Raw genomic sequence first — 14,883 nt, 5'->3', positions numbered from 1 at the left:
GAAACAGTAGTCATTTTAGAGTTTTGTTTAATCCCTCTCTGCGAAAGTGGAGAGGGATTTTTTTATTTGTTATAGACTTATGCTTTCTATCACACGCAAAAAATCGTCTTTCCGTTCGCGCGCGATGGGAATTTGAATGTTGCCTTCCAGCAATACATAGCCACCCTCTTGTTTCACATACTGTTTTATCATTTTCAGATTGATGATAAACGACCGATGGGTGCGGAAGAAGTTGTTTTGATACGTGAGCGCCTCTTCAAACTCTTTTATCTTTTTGCTCACTATCATTTTGGTTCCGTTGCGGAGATGAAAGTGCGTATAAGCTCCGTCTGCTTCTAAATGCGTAATATCATTTGCTTCTACAAACACTAATCCTTCTGAAACAGGCAGTGCCAATTTTTGGATGGTGTTATTCTTAAAATTTTCTTTTAGTGTGTGGAGACGCTCCTGTTGCTGTCCTTGTTTTTTGCTTACTTTTTCAACTGCTGCCACTAATTCTGAAATCTGAATTGGCTTTAACAAAAAATCAATGGCACTTACTCGAAAGGCTTGCAATGCGTAGTCGCTGTGGGCAGTGGTAAAAATGATTTCAAAATCTACTTCACGAAAAAAATCGAGCAATTGAAAGCCGGTGTAGCCGGGCATTTCCACATCTAGGAAAAGCACATTGGGCTTGTGCTGGTTAATGGCAACCACACCCGAAGGAACATCTTCTGCCACGGCAACTAACTGCACTGTAGGGCAATATTCTTTTAGTAGCGCTTCTAAAAATCTGCGCGCCTTTGGTTCATCATCAATTATTATGGCTCTAATCATACTGTATAGGAATCAATATGCACACTTTTGTTCCTTGTTCCAAATCTTCATACTGCACACCAATTTTCTCTTCTCGGTTTTGGTTCAGCAGTTCTAAGCGTTTTGCATTGGCAGAAGTAGAAAACGATTCGTGCAGAGGGTTTCGGTGTGCATTGATTTTTGTGGATGCTGCACGTCCTATGCCATTGTCTTCTACAGCGCAGGTGAGCAAACTTTTCTCTTCATCGAAATGAAAACGGACAGCTATTTTCTTTTCGCCTGCTTGGTGCAGCAGTCCGTGGCGAATGGCATTTTCTACATAGGGTTGAATGAGCATGGGCGGTAACAAAATATCATCGGCTGCATTTTCATCATTCACCGAAATATGAAATGAAAAATCTTTTTCGAAGCGCAGCCCCTCCAGTTCCAGATACTTGGTGAGCATTTCGGTTTCTTCGGTAAGTGTGATGAATTGCTTGCCGCTGGCTTTAAGAATATCGCGGGTGAGTTGGCTGAATTTTCCGAGATGCTCGTTGGCCAACCGTTTATCGCCAATGAAGAACATTTCCTGAATACTGTTGAGCGCATTGAAGATGAAGTGCGGATTCATTTGCGCTTTAATGGCTTTGAGCTCGCTTTCTGTTTGTTGCAGCTTCAATTCGCGCAATTCAACTTCGCGCTTTTCGGTTTCGTAGCGTTTGTTGAGTAGTGCTACTTGTTGCAGCCGCTCTGTGTTCATCAGTTCTGCTTCCAGTTTGTTTTTCTGCACCAATGTATGGTATGCTTGTTCGTAAGCATTTGTTTGCTCATAGCAAGTGTGCAGCAGTTCCAGCGTGGCAATGTGGTCGTTAGCCGGAATGCTTTCTCCTTTACTTGCAATAGACTGCTTAAGCGGTTCGATAGCTTCAGCAAATGAGTGATTGAGAAACAACAATTGCCCCAATTGAAACAACGCTGTGCCGAGCTTACGGGGATTGTTTTCGGTTACCGCAATATCAACGGCTGCTTGCGCAAATTGCAATGCTTCCTCTTTTCTGCCGGCATAGAAATAAGTTTCTGCATCGCTCTGTTGAAGTAGGGCGGTGCGATGTGCGTTTACGGATGCGTGGTGCAACGCTATTTCGCGTTCAAAATATGCGCGTGCCTGCAAGCTATTTCCTTGCTTGTTGAATAAAGTGCCGAGTTGCTTTGCCACACCCAGCAGCGAAGTTTGATCGTTTGCTTCATCTTTTATGCGCAGCACTTCCAAACCATATTCTATGGCTTTATTTTCGTCACCTGATTTCAATGAAATGTTCATCAGCATTTTCAGGTGGTTTACGGCATCGCGCGGCTTTCCTGCATGTTTTACCACTTCAATTCCCTGCAAAGCCATTTCAGCAGCAGCTTTCAAATCAACATGCGTTAGGTATTGCGCTGCCTGATGGAAACATTCTGCCTTCATGAGCGAGTCGGGAAGGTGTTTGTAATCTTCCACACAACGCATTAAAATTTCACCTGCTTCACCTGCTTTGTGCTGTCGCAGTTTGTGCAATCCTATTTTTTGCAACGCTGTGAGCCGGCCTTGTTCATCGCCAATTTCTTCTGCCAGCGCAACTGCTTTTTGCAAATGCTCCACGGCATGCTCCGAAGCCGAAACGCCTTCTTCTAAAATAGCGCGCACGGTCCAATAGTCAATCTCTGCGGCTTTGAAGTCACCATCCCGACAAATAGCCAATGCTTTTTCGGCAAACTCCAAGGCAGCTTGCGGGTTGCTGGGTTTGTGTTCAACCGCCAGATACAAATAAGTGTCGGCCTTTTTTGCTCCGGTTTCGGTTTCTACACGTTTCAGTAATTCGGGTATGGATGTGCCGTAGTAACTCATATCTAAAAACGGATTGGAATGGTAAGCAATACACGCGTGCCTTGCTGTAAATCTTCATACTGCACGCCAATTTTTTCTTCTCGGTTTTGGTTGAGTAGTTCTAAGCGCTTGGCATTAGCAGAAGTAGAAAACGATTCGTGCAAAGGGTTTCGGTGAGCATTGATTTTTGCAGATGCAGCACGACCAATTCCGTTGTCTTCTACAGCGCAGGCGAGCAAACTTTTTTCTTCATCGAAATGAAAACGAACAGCTATTTTCTTTTCGCCCGCTTGGTGCAGTAGTCCGTGGCGAATGGCATTTTCTACATAGGGTTGAATGAGCATGGGCGGCAACAAAATATCATCGGCTGCATCTTCATCGTTCACCGAAATGCGGAATGAGAAATCTTTTTCGAAGCGCAGCCCCTCCAGTTCCAGATACTTGGTGAGCATTTCGGTTTCTTCGGCAAGCGTGATGAATTGCTTGCCGCTGGCTTTAAGAATATCGCGGGTGAGTTGGCTGAATTTTCCGAGATGCTCGTTGGCTAAACGTTTATCGCCAATAAAGAACATCTCCTGAATGCTGTTGAGCGCATTGAAGATGAAGTGCGGATTCATTTGCGCTTTAATGGCTTTGAGTTCGCTTTCGCTGCGTTCGAGTTCGGTTTGCTGTTGCTTTATTTTTAGCTCGCGCAGTTCGGTTTCGCGTTTTTCTGCTTCGTATTTTCCTTGCAGTTGCGCCAGTTCTTTACTGCGCTCTTCATCAATATATTTGAGTTTGGTGGTGGTGTATTTTTTCAGATAGCGAAAAGCATTTACATGGTCGTTGAGGGCTTCATAGCACTCACTCATTTTCAAATCTATCTGCGTTTCGGTGGTGGGTGGCAAACCCGCACCGTAACCTTCTTTTGCTTTTTCGAAAAGCGTAATGGCTGTAGTGTAATTGCCACTGAATTTTTCTAAATCGCCCAGTGAGTTGAAGTAAAACCCGTTGCGCTCGGTGGCGGCATCCATTTGCAAATACGCCAGACATTTATCTAAGTATTGACGTGCCGGTTCAAACTCACCGTGCTGCATTAAAAAGTCTGCTGTTTGCGAGCAGCCCAATGCTTTTTCGCGGTTGTTGCCTGCCGCTTCCAAACATTCCAATGCCTGCAACTGATATTTTTTAGCCAGCGGAAAATTGCCGAGTTTCATGTAGGTGGCGCGCAATCTGCGGCTGGTGTGTCCTAAGAAAAGTGTGGCGCGATTGTCTTCGAGCAATGCATGTGCTTCCAACAAAAAAACCAACGCATCGTTTGGAGTGGAGTTAAACACACACCATTCGCCCAACAGATACAGCACATAGCCCAACACGCCCGGATGCGAACCGTTGCGCGCCCATTCCAATGCCACCAAAAACCGTTTGTAGCTTTCGCTGGGGTCAAGCTCATCGTTGTAGCTTCCATACAGGCAATAGCAAAGTGCTTTGGCATCATGATCGCTCAGTTGTTCGTGCAGCGCAATGGCTTGCTCGAAATACGGAGCCACGTTTTGTGTGCTGTCTTTCAAATGGGTTGTGTAGGCAAACAGCACTAGCGCTTCGTGTTGCACATACGCGCTTTGGTGTGTCTTGTTTTGCTCCACCACAGTTGCCACAATTTCTAAGGCAGCATCCAATTCAAAATTGTTCATGTAAGAACTTGCCCGCAGCAAGCATGCCCGCAAGTAAATTTCTGTGTCTGTAATGTGTTCGGTAGCAAGAATCAGGTTTTCGTAAGCAGTAGATTTTGCTGCATCGGTATTCATGTAAAGCTTCGATAACTCAAACCACAGCCACAGTTTTTCGTTATTGTTTGCTGTAGCCAGCTTGGCTTCCGCTTCCGCTATCTGCACATACAGTTTCTTCATTGGTTCAAATAAAAGCAATTTAAATTTTACCGTTTATGAATTGAAAACTGCTGTTGGTGAAGTAATTGAAATGCAAACTTCATGTCGAAATGATGTTTGCACTCAAACAAAATTCAGCAATTATGAAAAAGCAAAATACACTCATCGCTCTTCTGGTGGCGACATTCACCGGAAAACTTTTTGCAGGAGGAGCTTCAGCACAGGGTAGCTGTAGCGGTTTTTCGGTTCATCTTGACTCGGTATATGGCACCGTGGGTTGTGTTGGAATGCTAGCATTTCAATCACCGGAGCATTTCCTATGAGCGTGAATTACAATTGGTCATCCGGAGGCGTTACCAATTCAGCTGCAAGTTCACCATTCGTAACCACTGGTAACTGCCCCGAAACTTATACCGTCATTTCTACGGATACCAATGGTTGTGTGGATTCTGTTCATTTTACAACCCCCTGCACTGCACCGGATATTACCGGCAATACAAGTATCAATTCCTGGGCGAGTTTGTGCCCCGGAACTGCTGCTACGTTGAGTGTAGATAGCATAGCGGCAAACTCCAATAAGTTTAGTTATCAATGGCTGAAAAATGGCTTGCCTATTCCGGGTGCAACATCAGCCACCTATGCCATCAATTCGCTTTCAGCAGCAGTGCACGATGGAAGCTACCAATTGCGTGTTATCAATGCCTGTGGCAGCGATACTTCTGCAGCGTATGCGTTGGCAGTTCACCAAGTGCCCGCTGCTTCGTTTACTGTAAACGGTAATGTGCTTACATCAAATGTAACGGCTGCACAATATCAGTGGTTGTTGAATGGAGTAGTTATCAGTAGTGCGAACGCTCCTCAATATACCGCTATAGAATCCGGGAACTACCAATTGGAAATTATTACATCGGATGGATGTAGTGCTATTAGCAGCCCTGTTGCAGTAAATATGGTTGGAATTTCGGATGAAATGGAAAACATGGTGTTGTTGGTATATCCCAACCCGGTAAAAGATATCTTAACTATTAACACCGCAGAAGAGTTAGCTGCCATGGAAGTGTTCAATCTTTTAGGCGAGAAGGTAAAGTCTTTGCAAGGCAACACCACCCAATTGCAATTGCAAGATTTAAGCAAAGGTGTTTACACCATTCGTTTCGCAACAAAAGAAGGAAACGCTTCAATAAGAAAGTTTATTAAAGAGTAAAGAAAACCAAAACTCACCTCCGTCTTTTCGAGTTGAGTTTTGTTTGTCCCCCTCTGCGAAAGTGGAGGGGGATTGTTTTTTTGCCCTGTTTGAATAATATGAAAGTGCCAACTTTTGCTGTTTGTGAATTGAAAACTACCATTCGTGAAGTAACCTAAAATAAGGCTGTCTGATGTGGGATTTTTGTAGTCAAACAAAATTCAATCGTTATGAACACCAGTATTTATTCTACTTACAAAACCAAAGCAACCGCTTTGTTTATCGCTCTTGCAGCGTTTGTTTTTAGTGCACGTGCGCAAACGCCTGCCTGGGCTTCGAGCATTGGCAGCAACACGAACGACAACCTGAACAATCTGGTAACAGATGCCGCAGGTAATGTGTATGCCACCGGAAATTTTCAGGCAACTACCAACGATTTTGATCCCGGAGCGGGCACTTTATCGCTGCCAATCTATGGCAATGTAGATTGCTACATCTATAAGGCCGATGCCAATGGAAACGTGCTATGGGCCAAGAGTATTGGTGGCGCTGGGATAGATATAGGCAAAGGAATTGCGGTGGATGCCAACGGCAATGTAATTGTGTGCGGTTATTTCAACAGCACAGCCGATTTTGACCCGGGAGCAGGCACCTTTTACCTTACTTCGGTTGGCAACAATGATGCATTTGTATTGAAGCTGGACGCCAACGGCAACTTTTTGTGGGCTACGGGAGTTGGCTCTACCGGCAACGATGTAGCCAACGATGTAACTACCGATGCTTCGGGCAATGTGTATTACAGCGGATCTTTTACAGGGAATTGCGATTTTGATCCGGGTGCAGGAGTATATGTTCAGGCATCTCCTTCAGGCGAAAACGCCTTTGTTTCTAAATTGACTTCTGCCGGTGCATTTGTATGGGAAGTGCCGGTAGATGGATTCGCCATTTGCCGTGCAGTTGCTTTGACAACCTCAGGCACCGATTTGGTAGTGGGCGGAACCTTTACAGGCACGGGCGATTTTGACCCGAACGGAACGTTTAATATTGCATCAGCCAGCGCAGGAGTTAAACCTTGGGTGTGGAAGATTACACAAGCGGCTGGTGCCTTGGTATGGGCCAAAGCTTTTGGAAGCACCTCTACCACCAACGATGAAATACGCGACTTAGATGTGGATGCTTCAGGCAATATCTACACCACGGGATATTTTAGAAACGTCTGTGATTTTGATCCCGATGCCGGAACGGCTAATATGCTTGCTGCCAGCAGCTTTTCGGGCTTTGTGCAAAAGCTGAACAGCAGCGGTGCTTACCAGTGGGCAGGCCAGTTTGCTTCCAGTAATACTTCAGGATGCTTTAGTGTAGATGTGGATGCAAGCGGCAATCTGTTGGTTGGTGGCAACCATCTCGGCAAAACGGACCTCATCATGAGTTCCGACACATTTTTTATTACATCTAATGGCGGAGTATCGAACTGTGGTTTTTATGCAAAACTGAACAGCAGTGGCGGATTGCTTTCCGGAGGCACGCTGAATGACAATTTTGGTCAAGGCGCGATAGTGTATGGCGTAGCGATGTCAACCAATGGAACAATGGTAATGGGTGGCACATACCTTAACCAGTTGGACTACAATCCAACATCTGCTCTTCAGCAAATCACGAACCCTAATCCCAGTTTTCTGCATTGCTTTATAGTAAAAATGGACTCGTGTTTTGTGCCAGAGTTCTCCATTTCACCTTCTACCATTCATACCTGTGCGGGCAATAGTGCTACAGTAACACTAAGTGGCAGTGTGGCTACCAACAACTATCAGTTGCATAAAAACAATGTGGCTGTTGGCAGCGCTGTTCCAGGCACCGGAAATGCCATGACGTTCAGCACTTCTACTTTCAACAACAACGATTCATTGACAGTAGTAGCTACGCATGGTGCTTGCTCTCGCACCATGACCGGTAAGGGCTATATTCTTTCGGGCACCTTGGCGCTGGACAGTAACTTGCTTCGGCACTACAGATTAGACAACAACTTTACAGATGACGCAGGTGGTGTAGGTGCCAGTGCCAGTGCGGGTGGTTTTATAGCCGACCGCTTCGGCAACACCAACTTCGCGCGAAACATTGCAGCCGCAAACCAAGGTGTGCAAATTCCTGCCTTCAATACCGATAATGTAACCATTACATTTTGGGTGAACCCTGGCTTTGTAGGCGGAGGTGCTTCTACCGATTTCATTTATAGCAGCAGCTACAACAACAGCATGACCTCGCACCTGAATATGAACACCAATACCTTGCGAATTGGTAACGCAGGTTGGGTGGCTACCAGCGCGGGTGTGTTGCAAGCCAACGTGTGGCAACAGGTGGTGTATGTAAAGAATGGAGGAAATGTAACTGTGTATTTGAACGGCTCACAAATTCTCACCACTACCAATGCGCCTTCTATCACCACATTCCCCATCACCACTTTCGGCACATCGCAAACAGGCCATTTAGGTGGACCTATTGATGACATCCGCATATACAACTATGCATTTACAGCGGTGCAAGCACAAATGAGTTACACGGCACCTCACGTATGGGCTCCGGTGTTAGGTATCTCACAATGTTTAGGCGCTCCGCTTAACATTATGGACTCCGTGCAAACCAATAGCGGTATCAGCTACCAATGGTTTAGAAATGGAAATGTGTTGAGTGGCGCTACATCACAACTTTATACAGATCCTTCACTGGCTGCGAATGAAGTAGGCAACTACCGCCTTCGCACTACCAAAGGTTGTGTGAATGCACTTTCTCAAAACACAGTGGTGAGTTTGCCTTCAGGTGGCATCAACATTCCGAACCTGACGGCATGGTATAAGTTTGACAACAACACAGCGGACAGCAGCGGCAATGGCAACCATGCTACCGCCTCTAATGCAATTACCGCGACCACCAATCGTTTTAATCAGGCCAACAAAGCATATTCATTCAGCAGTGGCAGCAATTCAAGCGTTACACTGCCTGCCTCCATTTTGGGTAATGCGCAGAACAAGAGTATTTCGTTTTGGTTTAAGCGCAGCGCGGGAGGAGTGGCTCAACCACTTCTTACCTATCAGGTGGCCTCGCCCGGTGCGTGGAATGCGGCTGCATTCATTGGCACCGACAACATCTTGCGCGGTTGGTTCTATCAGGGCGGTGCAGCTCCTTGGAGTTCGGGTGTAACCATTGATACCAACTGGCATCATTTCGCCATTACCACTACCACTAATAATCAAACCGCCTATTTAGACGGTGCACTAGTGGCTGTGATGGCGGGCGGAATAAATGTAGGCACCTCATCTATCTTGCGTGTAGGAGCCGGTTATATGGGTGCTATGGCAGGTGTGCCATCTGCGGGCACCTACTACTTCAGTGGAAAAATTGATGAAGTGCGTTTCTACAACGCTACGCTCACAGCCGGCAATATTACAACGATTTACACCGGTGAGATAGGTTTCACACAGCAACCACAAAGTGTAAGTGTGTGCACCGGTCAATCAGCCAGCTTTACTGTGGCTGTGAATGGTAATGTAACTTACCAATGGCAAAAGAACGGCTCTAACATCAGTGGTGCAACATCGGCTACCTACAACATTGCAAGCGTAGCTGCGGGCGATGTCGGAAACTACACGTGTGTTGTTACCGATGCATGCACAGGCGCAACATTAACCTCCGACATTGCTGTGTTGAGTTTGGGCAGCGGTGCTAATATTTCGCAACAGCCGCAAGATGCGAGTGTGTGTCTGGGTGCAGCAGCAAGTTTCAGCGTAACAGTAACCGGAGGCAGCGCTACATATCAGTGGAAGAAGAACGGCACCAACATCGCTGGCGCTACATCGGCTACCTACAACATTGCAAGCGTAGGCGCGGGCGATGCAGGCAACTATGTGTGTGTGGTTACGGGCAGTTGCGGTAGCATCAATTCAGATACCGCAACATTGACAATTCTTCCTGCTACTTCTATCACTACGCAGCCGGCAGCATCCAGTGTTTGTCCGGGAAGCACGGCTACATTCACGGTAGTTGCAGCGGGCGCAGGCACCCTTACTTACCAATGGAAAAAGAACGGAACAAACCTGAGCAATGGTGGAAACATCAGTGGTGCAACCACTGCTACATTGGGCATTTCGAATGCATCGGCTTCTGATGCAGCTAACTACAGTGTAGTAGTAACGGGCACTTGCGGAAGTGCAACGTCTAACAACGCGGCACTTACCTTGGGTGTGGCTACTTCAATCACCACACAACCTACTGCACAAACTGTGTGCAATGGCGGAACGCTCAACCTGAGTGTGGTGGCAGCCGGAGCAAACCTTACCTATCAGTGGAAGAAAAACAACGTGAACATAGGTGGCGCTACATCGGCTAACTATAGCACTGGCGCTTCGCTGAGCACAGCGGGCAGTTACACTGTAGCAGTATCGGGCACATGCGGTGCAGTTACATCCAACGCTGCAGTAGTTACAGTAAACGATACCATTACCATTACACAACAGCCGCAAGGCAGCACGGTGTGCGAGGGAAGTGCGTTGAGCATTTCGGTGTCGGCAACAGGCGCATCGCTTACCTATCAGTGGAAACTGAATGGAATAGATATTCCGGGAGCTACCTCTGCTTCATACAGCACAGCAAATGCGCTGTCTGCTATGAGTGGTTCTTACACGGTAGCTATTGGCAGCAGTTGCGGAAACAAAACTTCAAATGCTGCTACCATCGTAGTGAATCCAACTACAGCCATTACTACACAACCGGTTACACAAACAGCATGTGTGGGTTCGTCTGTAACCTTCAGCGTGGTAGCTACAGGTGCTAACCTCACTTACCAGTGGAAGAAAAACAACGTGAACATCAGCGGTGCTACCTCTGCCAGCTACAACATTGCCAGCGCAGCAGCAGGCGATGCCGGATCATACACAGTTGTGGTATCGGGAACATGTGGTAGTGTTACTTCATCGGCTGCTACATTAACCATAGTAGCATCAGCCAGCATTTCACAGCAACCAACCAATCAAACTGTATGCTCGGGTGGCACGCTCACTTTCTCGGTAGTGGGCACAGGTGGCAACAACACTACATACCAATGGTGGCAAAATGGCATAGCTATTTCAGGTGCTACTTCGGCCACCTATACCGTATCTCCGGCCACTACCGTTTTGAATGGCAGTATGTTTTGGGTTGTAATCAGTGGAAGTTGCGGAAGTGTTACTTCTAACTCTGTAAGTGTTACAGTAAATACTGCTACTGCAATTACACAACAGCCACAAGCCAACGTTTCGGTTTGCGTGGGTTCTACACTATCGTTGAACGTAGCAGTTGCCGGTTCATCCGTAACATACCAGTGGAAGAAAAACGGCAGCAATTTGCCGGGAGCAACTTCTGCTACATACAGCGCTCCTGTAACATCTACTGCGCAAGCCGGTAACTATACTGTTGCTATCGGTAGTGCTTGTGGTTCGCTCAATTCAGACACAGCCGTTGTGGTAGTGAACGACACCGTGAGCATCACACAGCAACCTGTAGGCGCAACCCTTTGCGAAGGCAGTGCATTGAATCTTTCAGTAACTGCAACCGGCACCGGACTTACTTATCAATGGATGCGCAATAGCAACAACATCAGCGGAGCAACTTCTGCTACATACAGTGTTGCCAATGCACTTCCGGCTCATAGCGGCAGTTACACTGTATTCATAGCTAACAGTTGCGGAAACAAAATTTCAAGTGCTGCAACGGTAACCGTGCAAGCAACAGATACTACTTCATTTAGTGAAACAATCTGCAACGGAAGTAGCTATGTGTTCGATGGCAACACGCTCACAGCTTCAGGTCAATACAGCATGATGCTGCAAGGTATGAATGGTTGCGACAGCGTGATTATACTTGCATTAACAGTACTCAACAAGATTGAAACCACTGTAAATGCCGGAATCTGCAACGGCCAGAGCTACACTTTCAACGGCCAGCAGCTTACGCAGGCAGGTCAGTATTTCGATACACTGCAAACGATTTTAGGCTGCGATAGTTTTGTTACGTTGAATTTAGCGGTAAACAGTTTTGTAACAGGAAGTACAAGCGCATCAATATGTGCCGGAGATAGCTACACCTTCAACGGTCAGCAACTTACCCAAGGCGGGCAATACATGGATACACTTGTTTCGGCAGGCGGCTGCGATAGTATTGTAACACTTACACTTACTGTAAACCAGTTGCCACAACCAACCATTACGCAAAATGGCAATGTGCTTTCTACGCAAGTATTTGCATCGTACCAATGGCAGTTCAACGGCTCCGACATTAGCAATGCAACAAGCCAAAGCCATACGGCAAATCAAAACGGGAATTACACAGTAGCAGTAACCGATGCAAATGGCTGCTCGGCATATTCATCGGTAGTAACGGTAACAGGCGTGGGCATAAAAGAAGTATCGAGCTTTAGAAGCGAAGTATATCCCAACCCCGCTACTACCGTATTGCAAGTATCAAGCGAAGAGGCGCTATTGAGCATAGCAATAGTTGATTTGTATGGAAGAATGGTATTTACCCAAGCAGTAAATGATGCCAAACAGACACAGATAGATGTGAGCAAAATGGCAGCATCAACTTACTTTATACACCTTACCACTACTAATGGAAACACAGCTGTAAAGAGTTTTGTAAAGCAGTAGTTTTTTCAATACCCTAGTTTTGTTTAATCCCACATCGGTAAAACGGTGTGGGATTTTTTTATGGATTTATATATCATTGGGCGCAATAAAATTTGCGTACCTATGGTAATGGATGTGCCGGATAATTGGGCAGAGCAGGCAAAAGATTTATACGAGAAAGGAGCGCACGAACAAGCTGCCGCCATTGCCTTCAGTGCGCTTGCTTTAGCGGAGCAAAACCAGGATCAGCAACAACAGGCAACGGCACACAATACCATCGGCATTACGTATCTCAAACAGTCGCTGTACGAAAAAGCGATTGTGCATTTTTTGCAGGCAGAAAACTTGTTGAGTGCCCTGAATAACCCCCGCGAACTGCTTCCCTGTCTGGTAAACATTGCCATTGTGCTGAATGCGCAAAAGCGTTTTGAGGAGGCGCAGCACTATTATCAAAAAGCGCTGGACGTGGTAGGAGCGGAGGGTACCATGCAAAAGGCGCAGGTCCTGAACGGTCTGGGTAATTTGCTGCATAACACCAACCGCCACAACGAAGCGCTGGAGTGTTTCCTGCAGGTGAAATCTATAGCTGAAAAGTATAATGTAGCCTATGGTGTAGCTATGGGTGGCCGCAATGCAGGGGCCTGCTTGATTGAATTGGCACAATATGATGCTGCGTATGCGCTGGCGGAAAATGCCCTGCACACCGCCAAGGCAAACGGCTTTGCAGAGTTGGGAATAGGGGCTGTACAGGCAATGGCCGAAGCAGCGTTTAAAAAAGGCGATAGCGATAAGGCCGCACAGCTATTGAATGAATATTTACCGGATGCCATTCAGTTGAATGACGATTATAATCTGCGCTATCATTACTGGCTGTTGTATCTGTCCTGCAAGCAGCTCAACAATACCCCACAGGCATTGCATTATCACGAGCTATGGAGCGAAGTGGATAAGCGCATGAACGATGCCGAGCGGGTTAAAACGGTAAATGAGTTGCACATTCAATATGAAACGGAGAAGAAAGAAGTGGCGCTGCAAAAAGCACTTCTCCTCCAGAAAGAAACAGAACTTGCTGCGCTGAAAAGCCGCATGAATCCACACTTTCTGTTCAATGCACTGGCAGGTATTCAACAAAAGCTGCAACATCACAAGGTGGATGAAGCTATCAATGCCATCGAAAATTTTGCGCTGCTCACCCGCGAAGTCCTCAGGCATTCCTCTATGGAATATGTTACCGTGCAACGTGAAGCAGATATGCTGAAGGCATACATCGAACTGGAAAAGCTGCAACTTGATCAACACTTTGCGTACAGCATAACAGGCGCAGACGAAAGCAGTTTTTTTGAAATACCTCCTTTAATGCTTCAACCCGTAATTGAAAATGCCTTGAAGCATGGATTGCGCCACAAGCAAGGAAAGAAGACACTGAATATTAGCTTTGAACTGCTGAATGATGATGCGTTGAAAGTGACCATTGATGATAACGGCATCGGCAGAGAGGCCTCTGCTATTTTGAATGCAAAGCGCAACGGACACAATTCATTTGCGCTGGCTTCCATACATGAACGCATTGCTTTGTTGCGCGATAAAAACAGTATGCAGATTGAATTTTACATTGAAGACAAGTATGAATATGAACAACCGGCAGGCACTAGAGCAGTGTTTCACTTCAGATATATAACCCCATGAGAGCAATAGTAGTAGACGACATAGCCGACTTAAGAAAGCATCTGATACAAATGCTGAAAGATGTAGATGCAACGGTGAGCATTGAAGGCGAAGCAGAAAATGTATTGCAGGCCGTTGAGCTCATCAGAACGCTGAAGCCGGATGTGGTTTTTCTGGATGTGGAAATGCCACAGTATTCCGGACTGGAACTGTTTGGTTTTTTGAATGAAAGTGAGATGAACATTGAAGTGGTGTTTGTTACGGCACATGCCCACTATGCCGTAAAGGCATTCGAACTTTCGGCAGTAGATTATATTCTGAAGCCTGTAACCATGGAGGCCTTAAAACGCACTCTCGCGCGATTACGTCAGCGCTTAGCCTTTAAAACTACATCAGCACCAAGATTGCAAACACTACAGCAACAACTTGCTGCTCCGACATTAAAGACCAGAATTGCGCTAAGCAGTGCCGAAACGATTCGCATGGTTGCTTACGAAGAGATTTTGTACCTAAAGGCAAATCGCGTGTACACACAGTTCTTTTTACAGCCGGAGGAAACATTGCTCATCAGCAAGCCTTTGGCAGAGTTTGAAGACATATTGCCGAAAGATTTTTTTCTGCGCATTCATCGCTCGTACATGGTGAACCTTCATCATATAAAGGCCTATTACAAGCAGGATAATACCATCCAGCTCACCAATGGTGAACAGCTGCCTGTGGCCGCTGATAAAAAAGAGTTGTTGCTCACCCGTCTGTTGCCCTAAGCATCTTCGGAAGAAAAGTATGCGGCTTGGGAAGAACGCCACCCGCATCGGGAAGTATAGCCGGATAACCCTATACAGTTGTAATTGTTTCGCGCATGAAATAAAATGCGAT

General features: G+C 46.3%; 8 protein-coding genes. 5 read left to right on the top strand and 3 right to left on the bottom strand.

The features are described 5' to 3' along the window. Nucleotides 1-69: 69 nt before the first annotated feature. The 3 genes from KF872_08405 to KF872_08395 are packed head-to-tail and all read right to left on the bottom strand — an operon-like array spanning nt 70 to nt 4,527. Nucleotides 70-816 (bottom strand): response regulator transcription factor, encoded by a 747-nt coding sequence (locus KF872_08405; GenBank protein ID MBX2903567.1) that lies wholly within the window; start codon nt 814-816, stop codon nt 70-72. Next, a complete protein-coding gene (locus KF872_08400) occupies nt 809-2,659 on the bottom strand; it encodes a histidine kinase (protein ID MBX2903566.1) in 1,851 nt (616 codons plus the stop codon). The genes KF872_08405 and KF872_08400 overlap by 8 nt, the downstream gene beginning before the upstream one ends. A gap of 2 nt (nt 2,660-2,661) precedes the next feature. Next, complete coding sequence (locus tag KF872_08395) at nt 2,662-4,527, bottom strand: histidine kinase (protein ID MBX2903565.1); 1,866 nt, start codon at nt 4,525-4,527, stop codon at nt 2,662-2,664. A gap of 89 nt (nt 4,528-4,616) precedes the next feature. Between KF872_08395 and KF872_08390 the strand changes: the two genes are divergently transcribed. The 5 genes from KF872_08390 to KF872_08370 all read left to right on the top strand — a co-directional run bounded on the left by KF872_08390 (nt 4,617) and on the right by KF872_08370 (nt 14,771). Next, the gene (locus KF872_08390) at nt 4,617-4,829 is read left to right on the top strand and encodes a hypothetical protein (GenBank protein ID MBX2903564.1); all 213 of its coding nucleotides are present in this window, start codon (nt 4,617-4,619) and stop codon (nt 4,827-4,829) included. Further along, nucleotides 4,826-5,710 carry a T9SS type A sorting domain-containing protein gene (locus tag KF872_08385; protein MBX2903563.1) on the top strand — a complete coding sequence of 295 codons (885 nt, stop codon included), beginning with the start codon at nt 4,826-4,828 and terminating at the stop codon, nt 5,708-5,710. Before KF872_08390 ends, KF872_08385 begins: the two co-directional genes overlap by 4 nt. Nucleotides 5,711-5,919: 209 nt before the next feature. Further along, on the top strand, nt 5,920-12,363 hold the full coding sequence (locus KF872_08380; GenBank protein ID MBX2903562.1) for an immunoglobulin domain-containing protein: 6,444 nt from the start codon (nt 5,920-5,922) through the stop codon (nt 12,361-12,363). Nucleotides 12,364-12,423: 60 nt separating this feature from the next. Further along, nucleotides 12,424-14,028: a histidine kinase gene (locus KF872_08375; GenBank protein ID MBX2903561.1), complete on the top strand. Its 1,605-nt coding sequence runs from the start codon at nt 12,424-12,426 to the stop codon at nt 14,026-14,028. After that, the gene (locus KF872_08370) at nt 14,025-14,771 is read left to right on the top strand and encodes a response regulator (GenBank protein MBX2903560.1); all 747 of its coding nucleotides are present in this window, start codon (nt 14,025-14,027) and stop codon (nt 14,769-14,771) included. Before KF872_08375 ends, KF872_08370 begins: the two co-directional genes overlap by 4 nt. The last annotated feature ends 112 nt before the right edge of the window (nt 14,772-14,883 follow it).

The sequence above is a fragment of the Chitinophagales bacterium genome (assembly GCA_019638515.1).
Classification (GTDB): Bacteria; Bacteroidota; Bacteroidia; order Chitinophagales; family LD1; genus UBA7692.
The sequence above is the reverse complement of the archived record's forward strand: the minus strand, read 5'-3'. Positions and strand labels throughout refer to the sequence as shown.

Bases quoted from the DNA above. Each gene is read 5' to 3' on its own strand.
- KF872_08390 (MBX2903564.1), top strand. From the start codon at position 4,617: ATGATGTTTGCACTCAAACAAAATTCAGCAATTATGAAAAAGCAAAAT.
- KF872_08405 (MBX2903567.1), bottom strand. From the start codon at position 816: ATGATTAGAGCCATAATAATTGATGATGAACCAAAGGCGCGCAGATTT.
- KF872_08385 (MBX2903563.1), top strand. From the start codon at position 4,826: ATGAGCGTGAATTACAATTGGTCATCCGGAGGCGTTACCAATTCAGCT.
- KF872_08375 (MBX2903561.1), top strand. From the start codon at position 12,424: ATGGATTTATATATCATTGGGCGCAATAAAATTTGCGTACCTATGGTA.
- KF872_08370 (MBX2903560.1), top strand. From the start codon at position 14,025: ATGAGAGCAATAGTAGTAGACGACATAGCCGACTTAAGAAAGCATCTG.
- KF872_08380 (MBX2903562.1), top strand. From the start codon at position 5,920: ATGAACACCAGTATTTATTCTACTTACAAAACCAAAGCAACCGCTTTG.
- KF872_08400 (MBX2903566.1), bottom strand. From the start codon at position 2,659: ATGAGTTACTACGGCACATCCATACCCGAATTACTGAAACGTGTAGAA.
- KF872_08395 (MBX2903565.1), bottom strand. From the start codon at position 4,527: ATGAAGAAACTGTATGTGCAGATAGCGGAAGCGGAAGCCAAGCTGGCT.